This is a genomic window from Staphylococcus coagulans, from assembly GCF_002901995.1.
Classification (GTDB): Bacteria; Bacillota; Bacilli; order Staphylococcales; family Staphylococcaceae; genus Staphylococcus; species Staphylococcus coagulans.
Map to the genome: position 1 here is coordinate 16,630 of NZ_PPQN01000016.1, position 22,754 is coordinate 39,383.

General features: G+C 37.4%; 16 protein-coding genes. 12 read left to right on the forward strand and 4 right to left on the reverse strand.

Annotated features, from left to right (window positions below; translation table 11 throughout):
• Positions 1–98 precede the first annotated feature (98 nt).
• Positions 99–5,087 carry an Ig-like domain-containing protein gene (locus tag CD118_RS04525; RefSeq protein WP_103356317.1) on the forward strand — a complete coding sequence of 1,663 codons (4,989 nt, stop codon included), beginning with the start codon at positions 99–101 and terminating at the stop codon, positions 5,085–5,087.
• 154 nt (positions 5,088–5,241) lie between these two features.
• Positions 5,242–6,387 carry a hypothetical protein gene (locus tag CD118_RS04530; protein ID WP_103356318.1) on the forward strand — a complete coding sequence of 382 codons (1,146 nt, stop codon included), beginning with the start codon at positions 5,242–5,244 and terminating at the stop codon, positions 6,385–6,387.
• Positions 6,388–6,582: 195 nt separating this feature from the next.
• Here the strand turns inward: CD118_RS04530 and CD118_RS04535 are convergent, their stop codons facing one another.
• Complete coding sequence (locus CD118_RS04535) at positions 6,583–8,100, reverse strand: M4 family metallopeptidase (RefSeq protein ID WP_103356319.1); 1,518 nt, start codon at positions 8,098–8,100, stop codon at positions 6,583–6,585.
• Positions 8,101–8,385: 285 nt separating this feature from the next.
• On the opposite strand from CD118_RS04535, the gene CD118_RS04540 reads away from it, so the two are divergent.
• The 3 genes from CD118_RS04540 to CD118_RS04550 all read left to right on the forward strand — a co-directional run bounded on the left by CD118_RS04540 (position 8,386) and on the right by CD118_RS04550 (position 11,160).
• Positions 8,386–9,267: an SDR family oxidoreductase gene (locus CD118_RS04540; RefSeq protein ID WP_050329961.1), complete on the forward strand. Its 882-nt coding sequence runs from the start codon at positions 8,386–8,388 to the stop codon at positions 9,265–9,267.
• Between the two features lie 225 nt (positions 9,268–9,492).
• Entirely contained in the window at positions 9,493–10,653 is a 1,161-nt protein-coding gene (locus CD118_RS04545; RefSeq protein ID WP_050345189.1) for an FAD/NAD(P)-binding protein, read from the forward strand.
• Between the two features lie 123 nt (positions 10,654–10,776).
• Positions 10,777–11,160, forward strand: coding sequence for an NUDIX hydrolase (locus tag CD118_RS04550; protein ID WP_060829413.1), 384 nt, complete (start codon positions 10,777–10,779; stop codon positions 11,158–11,160).
• Between the two features lie 59 nt (positions 11,161–11,219).
• On the opposite strand, the gene CD118_RS04555 is transcribed toward CD118_RS04550, so the two are convergent.
• The 3 genes from CD118_RS04555 to CD118_RS04565 form a co-directional block, all read right to left on the reverse strand.
• A complete protein-coding gene (locus CD118_RS04555) occupies positions 11,220–11,615 on the reverse strand; it encodes a hypothetical protein (protein WP_060829414.1) in 396 nt (131 codons plus the stop codon).
• 157 nt (positions 11,616–11,772) lie between these two features.
• Positions 11,773–12,906, reverse strand: a complete 1,134-nt coding sequence (locus tag CD118_RS04560) for a sugar diacid recognition domain-containing protein (protein WP_103356320.1) — start codon at positions 12,904–12,906, stop codon at positions 11,773–11,775.
• A 777-nt stretch (positions 12,907–13,683) separates the two neighbouring features.
• The gene (locus CD118_RS04565) at positions 13,684–14,670 is read right to left on the reverse strand and encodes a YeiH family protein (RefSeq protein WP_103356321.1); all 987 of its coding nucleotides are present in this window, start codon (positions 14,668–14,670) and stop codon (positions 13,684–13,686) included.
• A gap of 292 nt (positions 14,671–14,962) precedes the next feature.
• Here CD118_RS04565 and CD118_RS04570 point away from each other — a divergent pair, with 292 nt between their 5' ends.
• From CD118_RS04570 to trpB, 7 genes are all read left to right on the forward strand, one after another.
• On the forward strand, positions 14,963–16,606 hold the full coding sequence (locus CD118_RS04570) for an alpha-keto acid decarboxylase family protein (RefSeq protein ID WP_103356322.1): 1,644 nt from the start codon (positions 14,963–14,965) through the stop codon (positions 16,604–16,606).
• A gap of 565 nt (positions 16,607–17,171) precedes the next feature.
• Positions 17,172–18,575 carry an anthranilate synthase component I gene (locus CD118_RS04575; RefSeq protein ID WP_103356323.1) on the forward strand — a complete coding sequence of 468 codons (1,404 nt, stop codon included), beginning with the start codon at positions 17,172–17,174 and terminating at the stop codon, positions 18,573–18,575.
• On the forward strand, positions 18,572–19,156 hold the full coding sequence (locus tag CD118_RS04580) for an anthranilate synthase component II (protein ID WP_103356324.1): 585 nt from the start codon (positions 18,572–18,574) through the stop codon (positions 19,154–19,156). Before CD118_RS04575 ends, CD118_RS04580 begins: the two co-directional genes overlap by 4 nt.
• Entirely contained in the window at positions 19,140–20,144 is a 1,005-nt protein-coding gene (trpD, locus tag CD118_RS04585; protein WP_103356325.1) for an anthranilate phosphoribosyltransferase, read from the forward strand. Before CD118_RS04580 ends, trpD begins: the two co-directional genes overlap by 17 nt.
• Complete coding sequence (trpC, locus tag CD118_RS04590) at positions 20,141–20,920, forward strand: indole-3-glycerol phosphate synthase TrpC (protein WP_103356326.1); 780 nt, start codon at positions 20,141–20,143, stop codon at positions 20,918–20,920. The genes trpD and trpC overlap by 4 nt, the downstream gene beginning before the upstream one ends.
• A gap of 1 nt (position 20,921) precedes the next feature.
• On the forward strand, positions 20,922–21,551 hold the full coding sequence (trpF, locus tag CD118_RS04595; RefSeq protein ID WP_103356327.1) for a phosphoribosylanthranilate isomerase: 630 nt from the start codon (positions 20,922–20,924) through the stop codon (positions 21,549–21,551).
• Positions 21,548–22,753, forward strand: a complete 1,206-nt coding sequence (gene trpB / locus CD118_RS04600) for a tryptophan synthase subunit beta (protein ID WP_103356328.1) — start codon at positions 21,548–21,550, stop codon at positions 22,751–22,753. Before trpF ends, trpB begins: the two co-directional genes overlap by 4 nt.
• Position 22,754 lies beyond the last annotated feature (1 nt).

A 22,754-nucleotide genomic window follows, 5' to 3' on the forward strand; every position in this document is an offset into this window, starting at 1 on the left:
TAACCACAGTACACCTTCCAAAACTAAAAATGTTTTGATAATATATATTAAGATAAATTTAATTTATATCAACAAAGATATAGGGATGTGAATCGATATTGAATAGAAAATATCATTTAAAATCAGAAAAGCAAGTACAGCAACAATTTGGTATACGTAAGTTTAAAGTGGGTATCGTCTCTGTCATGTTTGCTTCATTTATTTATATCAATATAGGGCATACAGCACAAGCCGCCGAATTACCTGCTTCCCTTGAATCAGGGTCATCTATAACACATAGCAATGTAAACACAGGAGAGAGAAAAGAAGCACCTCAAGCCGGGGAACATACAGCGCTCAAGTCTGAAGAGCCAGTAGACGTGCCAACGGCGACGCATGTAGAAAGTGCTGTTAATAAAGAGAAAGTCATCAACCATAAGCAAGCGGGACAACCTACAAATGCGGATATAGATACACGAGACACAACGACAAAGACACTACAATCTGATAAGCAAGATGCAGAGATAGGTCAACAAACGGATGAAACCACTTTTCGTGCAGCGGATTCATCTGTACTAGAAGCAAATGAAGCAGACATACACGCACCAGCACCTCAAGCACAAGCTCAGCCAAAAACAGTAGAAAAGATTCCAGAGAAAGTTTATGAAAAAAGTATCCCAGTCATGAACCATCCTAAAAATGCACAAACATTAGGGATGGGAAGAGGCATTGGACAAGGACGTGAAAGTTTAGGTGTGATTGTACCTGCACATACAAAATTATATATCCGTCAAGTTCATCCGCAAAATAACGATGAGCTTCACGTAAGTTTGATGACGGATGATAGCCAGCAAAATAAAAGTAAAGTTATCCCTAAAACTGGAGAATGGGTCAGTGTTGAAGCAGCGATCGACAGTGCGGCCTTTGTCAATTTACCTAGAGGCCTCAATCATCAGCCGCTCGTTGATTTCTATATTCAAAACAATTTAGGACGCGCTTTGCCTACTTATCGACGTGGACAAAGTCAAAATGATTTTGAAGCGCAATGGGAAAAGCAAGATGCGAGCTATGCATTTGTAGAAGGTGAACATATCTCATTTTTGATTCCAAAAGAAGATCGTCAACGCATCAGTGAAATGAAACAGAGTCAAGGTTCCGCTTTTAAAAATTTAGATGAAATGATTGCCTATTATGATGATGTCATTTCGAAATATAGTCAATGGGCAGGGTTAAATGAGGACCCGCAATCACCAAATTATAATGTGGAAATGAAATATTTTACGATGGCAGATAAAAATGGTTATGGTTTAGCTTATTGGACATGGGATCATATGGGCTCTAACAGCGCATCATTACATGGCTATTTACAACCAGGATGGCTGGCTTTACATGAAGTGGGGCACGGGTATGATGGTTGGATGGTCGGCGATAGTCGAATGGAATTACTAGAAGTATGGAACAATATTTTTGCGAATGAGTATCAAACAAAAGTTCAAAGCATTAAAAATGGTTGGTTATATGAGAACCGTCAGCAAGCTTTTCAACAGCGCATTCATGATCAAATATTAAAGGATTCGAAACAATTTTCGTATGCCAATATTGGTTTACGTGATCGATTGGATTTTATGACTCGGATGGTTCGTTTGACGGGAATTGAGGGTTTGACTCAGATGCTTCAATCTATACGGGAAGAAGCCTCACAAGGGCCAGTAACAAAAGATGTTCCGCGCTGGATCAATACGTACTGGCTTGCGAATCGTGGGTACAACGGCTTGGCGTACTTTGATTTATATCATATCGATATACCAACAAGTTTAAAAGATACTGTAAATGCATATCCTAATAGTTACATTTATCCGTTAGCGTTATTAATTGATAATGAAACTGAGCGTCAAAAATATGTGAAGCAGTTAGGCTTGGCGACTGCCTATGAACTTGTACGTAGTTCGGATTTAAAAGAGAGTTCTATCAAAGCAAATGCAACGGTGACAGTGGATCAGCAAGGGCAGATTTTACCTGATGGCAGTACGATTAAGTTAATAGATGGAACGACACAAGTAGCTGAAGCGACAATTGTAAATGGAAAAGCACAATTTGAACAAATTCGTGCAGGGATATATAAAATTGTAGCGCCGTTATCAAAAGACGTAGCGTTGCCAGAGCATGCGTATTTGATAGTGAAAGAAAAAGGGGAAAACGTAGCCACAGTGACATATCCTGCCATCCAACATAGGCAAACGGCAATGACTGAACGCATTGTATTACAGGGGATTTCTAATCGAGAGTTTGTGAATATTGAATATCAACCTGAGCATCAAAAAGTGATCTATCGTCAAAACAATGTACAACCGCATTTTTATTTTACAGATGAATATGCGCATATTACGATAAAAAATCAAAATGGAAAGATTTTATTAGACCAATCATTAATAGGCAATGAGACAGCTGAAGGCAAAGTTGCTACATTTGATTTGAAAGACGGTGACACAATTACGGTTAAACATCGTGAACCCCAATCACGTCGACAAGTTTGGCGTATCGAAAATCATACGCAATTAAAATTGCCGCAACCTGAAAAGGAAACAGTCACTTACACATTAACTGACAAAGGCTTTATAGCGGAGGGAGAAACTACCGAAGCAGCAGAAAAAAGATATGCTGAGCAAATGCAAGAAGATGTGACACAGCTGATTCAGCGATTGAAAGCGGAGCCAAATCGAGATTATCGCATCCCACTATATCGTATTGTTCAAGGCGTTCAACATATGGATGTCATTGAAAAAGAGAAATTGATGCAACAATTACAACCTTATTTACAAGAAATGGTCACAAATCATACTGAGCGACCAACGGTGTCTTCAACTGAACGGGATAAAGATTTTATTACGGGAGATGCATCTGAAAATGCATGGGTCACTGTGACGTATCCATCAGGTGTTATGACAAAAGTTCAAGCAGATGAATATGGTTATTGGGAAACTGCAATTCCTGAACGAGAAGCATTACAAGTCAATGATCAATTGGCAATTGTTGCTACATTGCCTGGGAAATTTCCTTCTCCGCCACTTTACGCTAAAGTCATGGATACCATTGCACCGCCACCACCACAAGTGGATGATTTTGTAGAAAATACGTCAACAATGACTGGTACATCAGCGCTGCATACGACCATATTGGTGACATTACCGAACAAGAAAACTTTACAAACGAATACTGTAGAAGGTAAATGGTCCATTGAAATACCGCCAAGTACACCTCAAATTGCAGATGATACAATTTTTGTCCAAGCGATAGATGATGTAGGCAATCGATCAGCTATCAACTACGTGACACCTATTGACAATACACCACCTATTCAACCAAAAGTTACAGTCACTGAAGCGGGCAAACATATTATTTGGGGGCATGGTGAAAAGTATAAAGACACGATAGAAGTGACATTACCGAACAATGAAATCATCAAAACGAAAGTGGGACGAAATTTAACTTGGATGATCGGTGTACCATTTCATACTGAATTGCGTGCAGGATCCAAAGTATCAGTTATAGAAATAGATCGCTCTGGCAATCGATCTCAACCGGGCATAGGACAAGTTGTAGATACGACACCACCTCAAACACCTACAGTCGATTTATTACAACAAGGAACATTGGTATTGACAGGGAAAGCAGAGCCGAAAAGTAAAATCATTGTAACGATTAATGAAAAAACAACTCTAGAAGCACAGGTCCTTCAAGATGGAACATGGGAAATTAATGATCCTGTCATCGCAACGATTCAAGCTGATGACAACGTTTCAGTCAAAGCTGTCGATGAAAGCGCAAATGTTTCACCGCTCGTATTTGTTAAAGTTCAACCGATACCAAAAGCACCTGAGCCGATAGAACCTGTTAAAGACAGTGAAACTTTAGCGCATACAAATACATCAGAAACACCGTCTGACTCTGTAGAAACAGCAGAAGTAATGGAACAACCAAAGACTGAAAATAATGTCGAGGCTACAGGAACAGAGGAAACACCTAAAATGGAAGAAGAATCAAAAGCTGAAGATAAAGTAGAACCGACAGAAGAAGTGGAAACGCCAGAGAAATCAACTGTTAAAGAAGAGGAGACACCAGCAGTAGTAGAACCTGCAGAAAATGTAGATGTATCGAAAGAGGAAAATTCATCTACGAGTGAGAAGGCACCTGAAGCATCAGCAGTAGTGGAGCCACCAAAGACTGAAGGTAACGCTGAGCCAACTGAAGCAGATGAAACACCAGAGAAAGAAGTGCCAGTGGAAACAGAATTATCCTCAGGTACTGTAGACGCACCAGAAATAGTAGAAGAACCTAAAGGCGAAGATAAAGTAGAACCAACAGAAGAAGTGGAAACACCAGAAGAACCAAGTGTTATAGAAGAAGATACGTCAGCAGTAGAAGAAGCTTCAGACAGTGTGGAAACTCCAGAAGTGGAAAATGCCATAGAGAAGAAAGAGGAACCAGTTGAAGTAGAAGAACGACCTAAGACTGACGACAATGTTGTAGTCATAGAGGAGGACAATGTACCAGAGGAATCAACTTCAATAGAAGCAGCACCTCCATCAGAGGAAGAAGACTTAGAAATCATCAATCCACCACAAGAGGAAAATGCTATTGGACATATAGAAGAATTAGAAAAGACGCCACCAGTAGAAAACGATAGTCAAACTGAAGCAAAAATAACATTGGAGAGCGATAGAGTATCTGGTAATCGGGAAATTGAAGAACATTTAAAAGCATTAGGAAAGCCTGAATCACAAGATGGACCTATGGTAGAAGAAATTGATAACCATAACCAATATGATAAGCAGAATATCGATGATAAAGTCCAAATTATGAAGGCTAAGAAGAATAATCCTCATGGTTATAAATCACTAGAAATGACAAAGGCGCATTTAACATTAGCTCGTAACACAGTATTGGTCAATCATGTGAATGTCAGTGATGAAAACAAAAAATTATTCACTACATCACAATTGCCTGCCACAGGTCAATCTGAAAATATACAGTGGAAAGGTTTATTATTGGGCTTTGTGGGATTGAGCTTAATGACACGACGTTGCTTTAAAACGCATTCCAAACAATAGTCTACTTACCATATTAATGAATTCTAGAAAGCGGAATGTTGATTGACATGTGCTATACAAGCTTCGTTCACTTTTCATATTCCTTTCATCTTTACATTCCTTTAATATCATTACGGTATGATGAAAGTAAAGATAAATGAAGGGAGTATCTCAGGTGAAAATCACTTTCGAGACGATACAAAATCAAAGTGGCTGGATACAAGCTGATTATAATGATGGTTTACATGAAGGTTGCATACGTTTTGAAATGTCAGATGCAATTGATGTGCGTGATGATATAGTAGCTGAAGCCCTTGCTGCTTTGTGTGGACAATATTATGACACCATTGAATTGGCATTAAAAGTATCGAATAAAACCAAAAAACAAATAGAGGCGCGTACCGGTGCGCAGTTGATTTGTAAAGTAGGCATGCTATTTTGGAATATTAACAAGATGATGAGACAAGATATTAAGACTTTGAATTTTAATGGTGATTTGTCTAATTTGTCAGCTTTAGCTTTAACACCAGGCGAAGTGAATAAAGTGTCGTTAGACTTCGGTCAAGAATCAATACGGATGTATGAAATGTTTGATCGCTGGAATAGTAGAATCGTTAAAACGAATGTGATGGCAACTCATTTTCCAAAAATCACGTCCGATTATTATATGATTGGTAGTATTTTATACAAGGATTATTTTAATACGACCTATATGATTACGGGTTTACAACTTAATCCATTAACTTTTAATATGACTAAAATAGAAGCAGAGCAAGCGATAGCGGGTATGATTAATTTGCCACATTCTCTAGGTTTAACTGTTGTCGGTCATACAAAAATAGCTTGTCGTCATTGGTCTAATATATTAGAAAGTGCGATTAGCTCGGTTAAACTGTCAGAACCACATGTCAGTTCATTACAGAGATTATTAGTAGAAATTGAAAATGAGCGCAATCATCTGGGTTTGAGAATACATTCGCGAGATCTTCAACCGACGCAAATCGTGTGGGGATCAGATGCGCGTTTAGATTTTATCGCACTCTATATTTTAAAGCATGGAGGTCGTGAAAAAGCTGAAAAATTAGTACGGGATATTCCAGTTTCGGCAGAAGCGTTAGTTGCACAATGTGATTTCAATTTTTATGACCGCTTTTATCCAGGTGCGTTTTATTATATGAGTCGGTCATTTAGAGAAGCGGTACAAAAGGTATTAGAAAAGAATGAAATTTTATTCTATAGTGAAGCGGATTGGCAGAATTTTTTATATGTGAAAGATTGGATCGCAAACACAAGAAAAGATGTGATTCAAATAGGAAGATAACAAAAGGTATTTGCGTCCTTAATTTCAAATAAGGAGCGGAACAGGGGCAAAATAACGACTGTTCCGCTCCTTTATTGCTGATTCAGTTCAATGTATTGAGGGGTTTATTGAACAACATCAATTTTTATCTATATTTTGAAAAATAAGCGTTTTTATATGTTATGGCAATGCAATTACAAGGAGATGAAATCTTTTTTATACGCCAACATCTTCCCAAGCTTGAGCGACTTGACTCGCTACATTTTGTCCATATAAATCTAAAGCAGATTGATATAGAGACGCTTTTGCATCATTGAAATTAGAAGTTGAAGTTAAATATTGAGATAAGGCTCTGTAATAAATTTGTTCTGAACGGTCTTTACCGATACGTTGAATCGTATTGTAAGCTGCTTTGTTCGGAATACCTGAATTTGTGTGAACGCCACCATTATCACTTGAAGTATGGACATATTGACTCATATGAGAAGGTTGTCCATATTGTTCTGGTGAAGACATACTACGTAAAGCATCGCCATCACGTCCTGGCGTGTATGCATCTTCCCCAATTAAGAAATCTTCTGAATCTACAAAATAAGCGAATACGTCAGAGAAACTTTCATTAAGTGCACCTGGTTGGTTGCGGTATACAAGGTTTGCTGTACTTTGTGTCACACCGTGCGTAATTTCGTGTGCAACGATATCATTCGCAGCAGATAAGTTTGTGAAAGTTACACCATCGCCATCACCATAAATCATTTTATCGCCAATCCAAGCGGCATTGTTACGGTTGTCTTGTCCATTAAAACGGTTGACATGTGTAATAGATACAATTGGACTATCTTTATCGTCATACGAAGAACGACCAAATTTAGTTTTGTAATAATCGTAAACTTGTTTCGCATAGTAGTTTGCATCTACACCTGCGCTTTGATATTTATCTGTAAAGTTTGTATCTCTATCTGTAATTAATTGAGCGGAGCCTGTTGCTTCATTAACTGTATAAGCAGACATAACAGCGGGTGTTGTGACGTCTTCTAAACTATAACCATTTCCAATACTGTTAATATTGATTTCTTTAGTATCACCTAGTACCCCACGGCCAGTTCCTTTTGCAGCGGCATGCTTAATTAAATTCGTTTTTTCAATAATTTCTCCAGTTTCTGCATCGACTTTAATATCCCAATGGGCAACATCTGGTTTTGTCATAACTAATTCAATGTTATAAACGAATTTATTCTTTTCACCATCGATTTCTACTTTGTTTTCTTTAACGACGTGATCATCAATATTTTTAGCTTCTGATGACCTGACATCAATACTTTGAAACGCACGGTTGATGGCTTTATCCTTTGAAATTCCAACTTCATTTGTCGGTTTAACTTTTTTAGCTTTGACTTCACCATTGACAAGGACAACTTTATTATCTTTATTCACGTGTACTTTGACCTCTTTATCTGTCGCAAATGCACCATCAACAACGGGTTGTAACGTGTAATGTGTAAAACCAAGTTTGTCTTTTTCTGTTTTAACGACTTCGTAATCTTCATAGTTCTTTTTAATGTCGCTAGGTAATTCTTTAAGCACTTCGTGTGCTTCAGATTGACTATGAACAGGTTGTTTAAAGTTATGTTTAAGAGGGATGTCAGCTTTCGATTCAGCGTGAGCAGTGTCAGAGATAGGTAAAAGACTTAAGCATAAAGAACTAGATAATACTAATTTTGAAATTTTATACATTTTATCAACTCCATTAATTTTTAATACAACAAAAGTTTAATAAAATTATAAGTTTAAAATACAAATTTTGCCTAAGTGTAGATAAATAGTTCGTAGATGTTAAAATTTTCTAAAAAATAAGATATTTATTCGACAATGAAATTTTGTTTTTAAGACTTGTGTTTATTTGTTAACTATTTAATAAATGAAACTATATATAGATGATAATGCAAAAATGTAGATAGGTATGTTTTTAAACACATAAAAAGGGAATAGAATTCATATACTATTGAAAGGGGTTTTATCATGTCTAATAATAATCCGTTGAAACAATTTTTTAATGGTGATTTTGAAGAACAACCTCAAAAATATCCTGGGATTCAAAAACAAATGACGCCTGTCCCAGACTGTGGAGAAGAAACATATGAAGGTGCCAATAAATTAAAAGGTAAAAAAGCATTAGTAACAGGTGGCGACTCAGGTATTGGTCGTGCTGCTGCGATTGCATATGCCAAAGAAGGTGCGGATGTTGCGATTGCTTATCATCCAGATGAACAAGACGATGCTGAAGAAGTCAAAGCAGTGATTGAAAAAGCAGGTCAAAAAGCGGTATTGCTGCCTGGTGATTTACGCGATGCTAAATATGCAAAACAAATGGTTAAGGATGCTCACAGTCAATTAAATGGACTCGATATCCTTGTATTAAATGCAGGTATGCAACAATATGAATATGAAATTGAAAACTTAGCTGCAGATCAATTAACAGATACATTTGAAGTCAATGTTTTCTCAAATATTTATTCAATTCAAGAAGCATTACAATATTTTGAACCTGGTGCGAGCATCATCGTAACTGCATCTATCCAAGGCGTAAAACCGAGCGCACATTTAGTGGATTATGCGATGACAAAAGCTTCTAACATTTCAATGACGAAAAGTTTAGCCGCACAATTAGGACCTAAAGGTATTCGAGTTAATGCGGTTGCCCCAGGCCCTATTTGGACACCACTTCAAGTAAGCGGAGGCCAACCACAAGAGAGTCTTCCAAAATTTGGTCAAAATCAACCACTCCAACGTGCAGGTCAACCTGTTGAACTAGCAGATGTTTATGTGTTACTTGCTTCAGACAATGCAAGCTATATTACAGGACAAGTTTATGGTGTAACTGGAGGCGCGCCGATCAATTAATCGGTTTACACGTACACACATCTTTCTATATAAAAGCCAGAAGTCGAGCTTATTTCGATTTCTGGTTTTTTGTGCTGGATTTCCTTTGCAGTTTGTGAGGTACCCATTGTTAGATGTTCTAAAAAATGAATTAAAAGTGCTATTCGCATGAATAAATAGTTGATTTGAGAACGAATTTCATTTATCATAAATCGTAATTATTACTATTTAAGATAGGTGAAAAAGATGACATACGAATGGGTTATTATCGGGGGTGGCGTACAAGCGACAACGATTGCGTTACAATTAAGAAGCATGGGGCTACCGAAAGAACAATTGAAAATGATTGATCCGCATGAGCGATTGTTAGGACAATTTGAAATGCAAACAGGGCGGATAGGAATGCCTTATTTAAGATCGCCATTAGTGCATCATTGTCATCCCGAGCCGTTTGATTTGAAAAAATTTGCAAAAAAAGAAGGCTATGTTCAGGCGATGATTGGACAATACCAACGGCCACGTTTGGATATGTTTTTTGATCATACGCGTTATTGGATAGATGCATATGAATTAGAAACATGTCACATATGTCAAAAGGCGCGACACCTTTGTCAATGTGATACGTCATGGGAAATTGAATTAGAGAATGGACAAAAAATTAAAGCGCAGCAATTAATTTTAGCGATGGGAACACATCATACGCCATTCATACCTCAAATATTTCAACATCAACCTGATGTTCAACATATTCATAGTGAACAATTAGAGCCCATCGCTGAAGTTTCACATGTGGTCGGTAGTGGGATATCAGCTGGGCATTTAGCCATCAAATTGATTAAAGAAAATCAAGATAAGACAATTCATTTGTGGATGAAGAAAGATTATGAAATCCATGATTTTGATGCAGATCCGGGTTGGTTAGGTCCGAAAAATATGAAACATTTTCAAGAAGAACCACTTTCTGAACGTGCGCTTGTTAATCGCCAAGAACGTCATAAAGGTTCGATGCCTAAAGATATGTGCATGACTTTAAAAAAATATGAAAAACAAGGCCGATTGATTGTTCATCATACAGCCATTGATTACGTCCAAGATCATATGATTATCGCGGGCGACTTAAAAATGCGTTATGATGGCATTTATTTAGCGACAGGTTTTGTGCCAGATTTAATGACACAGCCTTTACTTCGAGACATATTGGCTTTACCAGAAGCGCAATTAGTGTCGGGTTATCCTCGTATTTCAGATGAGCTAGAATGGTTGCCCCATTTATATGTCTCAGGAATGTTAGCAGATTTACAATTAGGTCCCTTTGCGCGAAATATAATGGGAGGCCGTCAAGCTGCATTAAGAATTGGCAAGGTTTATTCAAACCGCATCGCAACGTATCAACAAGCAGTAAGTTAACGCTCACACATCGTTTCTAATGGATGTTCAAATTGCGTCATGATGCCATTCGTTATAAGATGAGAATATGTGTGCAAAGATGTCCTATTCTTTAAAAACGATTGGAAAAGGGAAGTGGCAAGCATGATTAGGTGTGTTTGTTTAGTAGATAGAAAGGCAGATCACTTACGCTTGGTTCAAGTGAGACATAGAGATAAAATGTACTTCCCAGGTGGCAAAATTGAACCGGGTGAAACGATGGAAACGGCATTAATTAGAGAAGTGAAAGAGGAATTACAGTTAGAGATTAAACCTGAAAATATCATCTATATCGGAACCGTTGTAGGACAAGCTTATCCGCAACATGATGAGCAAACTGAATTGAATGGATTTAAAGTGAATCATGCTATTGATTGGTCTCGCGTTGCAATCAATGCAGAAATTACAGACATTGATTGGGTGCATATAGACGACTTAGACCGGATTGCACCGGCTGTTCAGCAATGGATTGATACTTACGAACGTTAAAAAAACAGCTTATCGCTATTTTCCAATATGTTGGAGATGACGATAAGCTGTTTTATTTTTTATTGCTTGATTTGGTATAGATTAGGATAAAAACCAATACGAGGGAAATTAAAGCCTATTGTTTTAATTTCAGCTTTTTTACCTTCTATAATATCTTCTTGAATGCTTTGGCTGTTAAATTTACCATGCAACAATATATCATCATTTTGAATTTTAATCGTCTCTTTGCCATGTTTTAAAACGATAAAACGACTTGTACCAGTCGTTAGACCATGGTTTTCTTTATATTTTTCAACGACGATGCCTTGATAAGTTTTATGGTTTAGTTCAGGTATGACTGTTGCCATACCAATAAAAAGAATGGCAAGGATAAAAACTGTGACAAAAATAATTTTCATCACCTTTGGGCCGACCATTTCAAAAAAAGAATTAATCCATTGCTTAATTTTATTCATTAAAATCGCTCCTAACACTCGCATTATATCTAATAAATGACGACATGCATAGTCTGGAGGCACTTTGAATAGCGTATATGAAATAAAAAAATTATGAGGTCGAAACCCTATTTGGAAGTTGGATTCGGCCTCATGATTTATTTTTTTAAAATTTGTATTAGCATTGTGCACTCTCATATAAGATTTGTGCGATTCGTAACAATACAATCCCGTCTATCGTATTGGGGTCCCATCCTGTAATTTCATGGATTTTTTTAATGCGATAGTTCAGTGTATTGCGGTGAATAAACAAGTCATTTGCCGTTTTGACGAGTTTACCGTGATTTCTAAAGTAGGCCTCAATCGTTTCATTGAGATATTTATCTTCTCCAAAATCTAATAACTTTTTGTAGTTAGATACAAGTGACATTTCATTCGATGGCGTGAATTTTTTAATGTTATTACAAATTGTCGCTAGTTCATGGCTTTTATACGTATGCAAGCCTTCTTGAATTTTTAAATCGTGCATCAGCACTTTAAGTGACGTCGCCTCATTATAAGATTGTATGAGTCCTTGTAACCCATTAGTAATGGAGCCAAGTGTAATTAATGTGCGGGAAAAGATGTCATCTCGCATATCACTCTCAATGGAGGCTTTTATTTCAGATTGTGTTTGACCACGATTGTCATTGGACTTGAGTATGAACACATATTCAGAAGGAGAAACTTCAATAATATCGTCGCTTGGTAATTTCCAGTCTTCTAAAGCGCGGCGTAAAGTCGTGATTTTGGTTTTACTTGTACTATTAATCGAGATGAGTGCGACGGTAAAGTCTTCGTTTAAACCTAACTTTTCAATGACATTTTTACGGTTATAGGCTTGGATTTGCCGCTGTGGATTAAATAATATATGTGCAAGCATCTGTGTTCGAGATAATGTTTCTTCAAAGCGCGTGGAACGTTCGAATTCTTGTTCGACGATGAACTCTGCATTTAATTTTAATAAATGTGAATAAATTCTAATTTCATCTGGCTCTCCTACTACAAAAAGTGCGCCGTACGTTTTCCCACTATGTGTAATCGGAATAATGACACCAGTCTGTTTAACCTTCCAAAATTTCATATCCTCTTTTTCAATATCGATAGGGAGATTTCGTTGAATAGAATGGCGGGCAGCAGGGTAAAAAACGCCTATTTTATCTGAATTTGATGTTGCGATAACGTAACCGCTTCTATTCAGGATTAGTACATCTGACTTAATAATTGATGATGCTTTTTTTACGACTTTTTGAGCCCAATGTTGTTTAATCATTAATTCCAGCTCCTATTGTTATGTATTTCGCCAGTAGGATGTGAAAGCATCCTCCTTTATAAAAGAGATAAAAATACAGCAGACTTTATGTCAACGGAGTGTATTTTTAGCATGACTATGCTCGAAATTTTATGATAGGGAAGAGAATAACACGATTTAACGTAACCGCTCTTGTTTAAAAATTTTTCTCATCATCCCTAATTCATTTTCAATATATGAATCGATACACCATTGTTTGAAACAAATTGTTTTCATCAACAATCAAAACCCATCAATGAAACTATCATAGCATTTGTTGTGGTGACACACTAGAAAACAACTTGATTCTATTTATAAAGATTTTTATTTAAAACAATGTTTCGTTCGCGTTTCATATTATTACATTTCCGTTACGTCTATGCTTAAAACATAATTTTGTTAAAATTGTTAAATAATTTAAAGTTTAGATTAATATTCAAAACATAAAAGTATGAGTCCATATTTGAGTGTGAATAAGTTTCCTTGATTGTACATTTTACCTATTCTTATATCATAAAGCACATTTATCTTCTTATGCAAATTATATTGAATATCTTTTTGAATTTATAAATACTATTGATTTTACATTTGTACAAGGTTTTGTACTGTGAATTGAAACTGACAAATTGTGATTTAATCTTCATCTTAACAATAGTCAACAGAAAAAACGAATAGAGGATAAAGACATGAAAAAACAAGCAAAGGGCAGACTTAAAAAGCGAAATCCGATTGATTTCTGTTCCCCTTGCTTGTTCATTTTTATAGCATTCCTATTAAGCCCAAGACAATAAGGCTTGTCACAATTAAAGCAGCCCAAGTTAATAGACCGAGCAATATAGGTCTCAGTCCTGCCTTTTTAAATTGACTGAATTTCACAGATAATCCGACGCCCGCTAAAGCTATAGTGATAAGAAAGAGTGCAATCGTTTTAAAAATTTGAATGACCTCATGTGAAAAGTTAAACAGCGTACTGATGAGTGAGGCTACAATAAACCAAATAATAAATCCTGGGACGGCACGAATAATGGTAGGACGTTCCCCTTGTTTTTGAGCTTCTTGTCGTTGTGTAACCCATAGGGCAAGAATAATTGTAATTGGAATAATAAAGAGTGTTCGTGTCAGTTTAACAATCGTCGCAACTTCAAGCGCTTTTGATCCGTAAAGGGCACTCGCAGCGACAACACTAGACGTATCGTTAATCGCTGTACCACTGAAAAAGCCAAAAGCCTCTTGTCTCATATGTAAAAAATGACCGATTGGTGGGAAGATAATCACTGCAACTAAGTTGAACAAGAACACAGTTGATAAACTAAAAGCAATGATTTCATCTTTGGCTTTAATGATTGGACTCGTTGCTGCGATTGCAGAACCACCACAAATAGATGTGCCGACACCTATGAGTATGCCTGTATGGGTATCAATTTTTAATAGTTTGACGCATACAGTAACAATTACGAGTGCGACGAGAAGTGTCACGATAAGGATAGGCAAAGATTTAAGTCCAATGGAACCAATCGACTGAAAGCTAAGTGTGAAACCGAGTACGATAATGCTGTAATGTAATATTTTTTTACTGCTGAATTGAATACCTGGTTTTAACGTTTGTGGTAATTGGATACAGTTATTTAGGACCATACCGATAAGCATTGCGAATATGGCACTTCCTATAATAGGAAAGAAATGACCGAGCAATGTTGCAACTATCGCAATACTCAATGTAAGCAAGAGACCTTTAATTTTAGACACAATAGACCTTCCTTTCTCAAACTGTTGAGTCATACATTAATGCACGAAAACACAATCAATGGGTGATAAATACGTGCCTATTTTTTAGCCCAATTATTATGAATTGAAAACAATTTGAACTCAATAATGTACTAAAGAGCGCAATCAAATAACTTTGAATCAAGTATAGAACGGCCTTTATATTATTTCAATAGAAGATTCAGTATTATTAGGTCAATATCATTGACTTATTTAAAAGTGCCATGTAGAATTCTAATTGTAAAGAAAAATATAAATCAAGGACGGGATGAAAATGAAAAAAAGAGTAGGACAATTTTTATTTGACGAAATTGCAAAACACGGTGTTGATAAAATCTTTGGTGTACCTGGAGATTTTAACCTTGCCTTTTTAGACGATATTGAGTCACATGAAACCTTACAATGGGTAGGGAATACAAATGAATTAAACGCGAGTTATGCAGCAGATGGCTATGCACGTATCAATGGATTAGCGGCAATGGTGACAACATTTGGAGTAGGAGAATTAAGTGCAACGAATGGTATTGCAGGATCTTACGCTGAAAATGTACCGGTGATTGCAATTACAGGTGGCCCTACAACAGTCGTTGAGAAAGCTAAAAAATATGTCCATCATTCATTAGGAACAGGTATCTTTGATGCATATCGTAAAATGTTTGCACATATCACTGAAGCACAAACTTATTTAACAACAGATAATGCTCTAACAGAAGTGCCTCGAATCATCCAAGTCGCAATAGAAGAAAAACGCCCTGTACATGTTCATTTACCTATTGATACAGCGATGAAAGAAATTGAAGTACCAGATCAAATTGAATATCCAGAAGTAAAAGCGTCAGAGGACTTATCAAGTATCATCGAAAAAGTAACTGAAGCACTTCAAAATGCGAAACAACCGACTTTAATTGTAGGACATCAAATCAATAGCTTTGGCTTACAAGCTCAAGTTCAACAATTAGCTGAACGTTTAAACTTACCTGTTGCACAGTTATCACTTGGAAAAGGCGCTTTTAACGAAGAAAGCCCACAATATATGGGGATCTTTGATGGCAGTATTGCAGATGAAGCGATTCGTGATTATGTAAATGGTAGCGATGTTGTCATTACTTTAGGGGCAAAATTAACAGACTCAGCTACTGCAGGCTTTTCTCAAGAATTTAAAGATGACATTGTGATGATTTTAAATCATCGTCAAGTTCGTATTGGAGAATTTGAATCGACTTCGCCAGCACTTCCTGAGATTGTGGAAGCACTTGGACAAATCGATTATCACTATGAAGGTCAGTTCCCACAATTTGTATGGCCACAAGCTGAAAATGTGGACTTAAATGAAGAGCCGTTGACACAAGAAAATTACTTTAAATTAATGCAAGATTTTCTTAAAAAAGGTGACGTTGTTTTAGCTGAACAAGGTACATCATTCTTTGGTTCATATAGTCTAGGTATTGAAGGTTCAACAACGTTTATTGGTCAACCTTTATGGGGTTCAATTGGTTACACATTGCCATCCACTTTAGGAACGACTTTAGCTGCACCAGAACGTCGTAACATCTTACTTATTGGCGATGGTTCTTTACAATTAACAGTACAAGAAATTTCAACAATGATTCGAGAAAAAATGAATCCGATTATTTTTGTCATCAATAACGATGGTTATACTGTTGAAAGAAAAATTCATGGTGAAAAAGCACATTATAATGATATTCAAATGTGGGATTACAAAATGTTACCAGCCGTATTTGGAGGCCAAGATATTCCAACCTATGATGTGAAGTCAACAAAATCCTTAAAAGAAACAATGGATGCGATTGAACAAAACCCAAATACAATGCATTTTGTAGAGGTCCACATGGATGTGATGGACGCGCCAGAAAAATTGAACATCATTTCAAAAGCCTTTGCAAATCAAAATAAATAGGCAAAACCAATACTAAAAATAGCAATATCCTGATGATTTTCAAAGTCAGTTATTGACATGGAATTCTGAATGGTGTTATAGTAAGCCTTAACTTAATATACGTTAGATTGAAAGTAGTTTTTATCGTTTGTAGCATGCAGAAAGCTAACGGTTGATGAAAGTTAGCACGGCGTAAAAATGAATTGGGCAATCACGCATTAACGTAATAATTGAATCATGATTTTAAAAGCGAATATGGCACAACAGTCATATTAACTAAGGTGGCACCACGGTAACGCGTCCTTATAGAGGATGGGAAACCGTGGTGTTTTTTATTTTTTAGTGAGATATAGTTAAATAGTGAGGTAAGATGTAGTAGTTTGAATCATCGGTAGCATCAGAAAATAGACGGTTGATGAAAGTCTATACCGACTTCAAATGAATTGGGTTTTACTGGAAGCAGCTAATTTTATAAGATTTTGAGTGAACAGAAGTATATCTGTTAACAAAGGTGGTACCGCGTGTGAGCGTCCTTTTTTAAGGAGACACACGCGTTTTTTTATTTTAAAAATTAAGGGGGAGACCGATGAAAATCCGTTATCGCATTTTAGATGCACCAATAAATCCAGAAACACTAGCACGACATAAAGAACACAAAATTGTATTAGAAAGTGCCACAACATCTCAAACCAAAGGACGTTATTCAGTTGTTGCGTTTGATACGTATGGTGAAGTGACATTGACTGAAGCGGGTTTAAATATTTCGACGCCTCAATATTCAAAATATGAAACGGACGCTCCGTTTGAAAAATTAAAAGCTTTTATAGGCGCACACCAATCAGATATTAAGTACGAAGCATTACAACAACTTCCTTTTATTTCAGGGTTCATGGGTTACTGCAGTTTTGATTTAGTGCGACATGCATTTCCCATACTTCAACAATATCCGGTTCAGGGAGAAACAGAAGACGTCCATTTTTACATGATTGAATCGGTCTATGTCTTTGATCATTATAAAGAGCAGATTTATGTGATTGTGACGAATCTTTTTTCAGGCGCCTCTGAACAAGAGATGGCACAACGCTTGGATGCGATGATTGATGTATTTAGCCACATTCAACTGTTTGAAGAGGAAATAGAATACAACTTGCCACAACGGAAAATTGAAACCAATATTGATGAAGCGACTTTTATCAATCAAATTACGCAGTTTAAAAAATTAATTCAAGAAGGGGATATGTTTCAAGTCGTTCCTTCTCGAGTTTACAAATATGCTCATGGCTTTGGTCATCATTTACATCAATTAACGTATCGGCTTTATCAAAAATTAAAGCGCAAAAATCCAAGTCCTTATCTGTTTTACTTAAATATGGGGGGACCCATTTTAATCGGGAGTTCGCCAGAAAGCTTCGTTAAAGTGAAAGATGGCAAAGTCATGACAAACCCAATCGCGGGCACAATTAAAAGAGGTGCGACAGAGGAAGAAGATTTTAAACTTGCGCAAATTTTGTTGGAAGATGAAAAAGAATTAAGCGAGCATCGTATGTTGGTTGACTTGGGACGTAATGATATTTTGCGAATTGCCAAACCTAACTCATTAGAGATACCGAAGTTAATGACGATAGAACGCTATGAACATGTCATGCATATTGTGACAGAGGTCGTAGGTGAAATTGATGCCAAGCGCTCTCCTCTTGATATGATCGCGAGTCTTTTACCTACAGGAACAGTTTCGGGTGCGCCGAAATTACGTGCGATTCAACGTATTTATGAGAATCACCCCTATAAAAGAGGCGTTTACAGCGGGGGTGTAGGCTATATCAATTGTGACCATACGTTGGATTTAGCCCTAGCCATTCGAACGATGGTCATTGATGATAACGATGTCCATGTCGAAGCGGGTTGCGGTGTTGTCTATGACTCTGTGCCTGAGAAAGAATTAGAAGAAACGAAACTCAAAGTGAAAAGTTTATTGGAGGTCACACTATGATATTAGTCATCGATAATTATGATTCCTTCACGTACAACCTAGTGGATATGTTGCGTCCATTTGATGATGTGCGCGTCCTTTATCCTGATGATGCATCACTCTTTGATTTGAATCCAGATGCAGTCGTCATCTCACCTGGGCCAGGCCATCCAAACGATAGCGATGATTTGCATCGGATTATTCAATCGTTCGAACATATACCTATCTTAGGGATTTGCCTTGGAGCGCAAGCACTTTACTGTTATTACGGTGGGGATGTGAACGTCGCACAGAAAGTTATGCACGGTAAAATTGATCAGTTATCTTTTGATGCACCGAGCGCTTTATACAACGGGATTTCAGAACATTCTGACATTATGCGCTACCATTCACTGATTTGTGAAGAAGCCACATTACCCGCTTCGTTATTGATTACAGGACATACGCGAGATAGTATTCAATCATTTGAACACCGATGTCGGCCACACTTTGGTCTTCAATATCATCCAGAGTCTTTTGCAAGTAAAGATGTGGCGAAAGTGGTTGAGAATTTTTTATTCATCGTAAAGAAAGGTGTGAAGTCACATGGCATTGCTCAATAAAATAATGAATTTTGAAACGTTAGATGCAGATGATATGGCATTATTCGTCAATACTTTAATCTCTGAAACAACACCGATAGAAGATAAGGTAGGATTGCTTGTTGCATATACGATGAAAGGTGAAACAACAGACGAGCTATATGCATTATGTGCACGTTTGATTCAGACCATGTATGAAGAACAACCTCAATATGCAGGAAGTATGTGTGTCTGTGGAACAGGGGGAGATGGATCGAATAGTTTTAATATTTCTACGACTGTTTCATTTGTTGCTGCAAGTGGCGACATTCATGTCGTCAAACACGGAAATAAAAGCGTGACTTCGCAGTCTGGTGGCATGGATATTTTACAAGCAATGGGAATCCCAACAACGCCAGTTCAACAAGTTTCACAACAATTGGCGGCATCTCGTTTAGCATTTGTCAATGCGACAGAAGCTTATCCATTAATGAAGAATATGCAACCTGTGCGTAAAAAATTAGGGCGGCCGACGATTCTGAATTTGATAGGCCCTATCATTAATCCTTATGCCTTAGATTACCAAGCAATGGGGGTATTTGATCCATCAAGAATGGTGAAAATTGCAGAGGTGCTTCAAAAATTAGGACGTAAGAGAGCGATTGTGATGCATGGCGCAAATGGCATGGATGAGGCAACGTTATCTGGAGATAATCAAATTGTAGAAATGAACCAAAATACAGGGATTGAAGTCTATACCGTTAATGCCGCGGATTACGGATTACAATACGCGCCTGATGATGCTTTAAAAGGAGGAACGCCTGAACAAAATAAGCAAATCAGTTTAGATATTTTAAAAGGGAAAGATCGCTCTTGTCGGAGAGATGTGGTGTTATTGAACGCGGGTATCGCTTTCTATACTGCTGAAAAAACAGCATCTATTCAAGACGGCATTATCTATGCGGCTGAATGTATTGATTCAGGTGCAGCCTATCAACAATACGAACAAGCGAGAGGTGTCATCGTATGAGTATCTTAGACGAAATCACCACATATAAAAAAGCATTACTAGCAGAGGGGTATTATGAACAGAAAATAGCTCAGATAGATGCCATCAATGTGGCGCACAAGCCTCGTCTTACGCAATTGCTAGCGGGTGATTCAAAAATAGGTGTCATTGCAGAAATTAAGTCAAAAAGTCCGACAGTGTCAGACATTCCTGAACGTGATTTAACAGAACAATTGCAACTTTATACAGAAGGAGGGGCTTCAGCCATTTCTGTTTTAACAGATGACAGGTATTTTGGCGGCAGTTACGAGCGGTTGATAGATTTAACCCAGCAAACAAACTTACCTGTACTTTGTAAAGATTTTATCGTCGATGAACGCCAAATAGACCTTGCACATAAAGCAGGGTCCTCGATTATTTTATTAATTGTCCATGTTTTAACAGATGTACGACTCCAACAATTATACAATTACGCTACTGAATTAGGCTTAGAAGTATTAGTCGAAGTACACGACCATAAAGAGCTTGAACGTGCACATCACCTCAATCCAGAACTGATAGGTGTTAACAACAGAGATTTGCGCCACTTTAAGACTGACGTTGCACACACGTCTCAAATACTCACGTGTAAGCAACCGGGTGTGCATTATATTTCGGAAAGTGGTATTAAGACCCCTGCAGATATCGCTCAACTAACTTCCACAGGTATTGCAGGCATTTTAGTGGGGGAATCATTAATGAAAGCCAAAGCACCTCAAAAACAAATTCAAGCTTTTAAATTAACAAAGGGTGTCTAATATGTATTTAAAATATTGTGGTTTTACGAGACAACAAGATATTGAAGCTGCGATTCAATGTGATGTATCTGCAATCGGTTTTATTACTTATCCTAAAAGTGCACGGTACGTTAATCTAGAAACATTGCACAGCCTTTCAAAGCAAGTGCCCGATGACATTGACCGCGTGGCTGTTACTGTAAATGCTTCAATGCAAACTTTGCAAAATATCGTTGAACAGACGAATATTAACACCCTTCAATTTCATGGAGATGAATCTGTGGAGACTTTACGTATATTTAAAGCGTACTATCCACATATACAAGTGTTCAAAGCGCTTCCTGCTGACGACATATTGCGTTCTCATATAATGTCGTATCGTGATGCTGTTGACAAAATTTTGATTGATACGCCATCACAACATTTTGGTGGAACAGGGGAAGTGTTTGATTGGTCATATTTAAATGACTTGCCCGAAACAAAGTACATGATTGCTGGAGGATTGAATACACAAAATTTAGCACAATTATTAAAAACACATAAACACATTCACGGAATCGATATTGCGAGTGGTATCGAAAGAGACAAAGGCATTAAAGATCCAATCAAAATGAAACAGATGTGTGCAATTATGAAAGGAGCAATAAGATGAAACATATTCAATTAGAAGTAGATGAAAATGGATTCTTTGGAGAATATGGTGGCAAGTACGTACCAGAAACACTGATGCCAGCAATAGATGAACTCAAGAAAGCCTACTTAGAGGCGAAGCAAGATGACGCATTTCAAGCCATGTATCATGACTATTTAAAACATTATGTAGGGCGTGAATCGCCATTAACTTTTGCGGCATCTTATACTGAACAACTCGGTGGCGCTAAAATTTATCTTAAGCGTGAAGATTTAAATCATACGGGCGCACATAAAATTAATAACGCACTTGGACAAGCGCTTATAGCGAAAAGAATGGGCAAAAAGAAATTAGTAGCTGAGACAGGTGCAGGACAACATGGTGTAGCCAGTGCAACCGTTGCAGCATTATTTGATATGGAACTGGTTGTTTTTATGGGAGAAGAGGATATCCGTCGACAACAGTTAAATGTATTTCGTATGGAATTATTAGGGGCTAAAGTTGTGCCTGTGACAGATGGGCAAGGGACGTTATCGGATGCTGTCAATAAAGCATTACAATATTGGGTGGCGCATGTTGAGGATACACATTATCTATTAGGTTCGGCGCTTGGTCCAGACCCATTTCCAACAATGGTACGAGATTTTCAACGTGTGATTGGTGATGAAATTAAAGCGCAACTTCATGAAAAAGAACAACGATTACCTGATGCGATTGTAGCTTGTGTCGGTGGCGGTTCTAATGCGATAGGGACTTTCTATCCTTTCATTAATGATGAAGCGGTTAAGCTGTATGGTGTAGAGGCTGCTGGAGAAGGCGTGGATACAGATCGTCATGCGCTAGCCATCAATAAAGGAAGTAAAGGTGTGTTGCATGGCACAAAAATGTATCTTATTCAAGATGAACAACATCAAATTAAATTAGCGCACTCGATCTCAGCGGGGTTAGATTATCCTGGTGTCGGACCTGAGCACAGTTATTATCACGATATCGGTCGTGTTGACTATGTGACGGCAGATGACAGAGAAGCTATGGACGCATTAGTTCGTTTCACGCAAGCTGAAGGGATTATTCCAGCAATTGAAAGTGCACATGCATTAAGCTATGTAGAAAAACTTGCCCCTAAAATGGATAAAGAAGAAGTCCTTGTAGTTACAATTTCAGGTCGAGGTGACAAAGATATGGAAACAATCAAAAATTATCTTGAAGAAAGGGAGCGTTAAT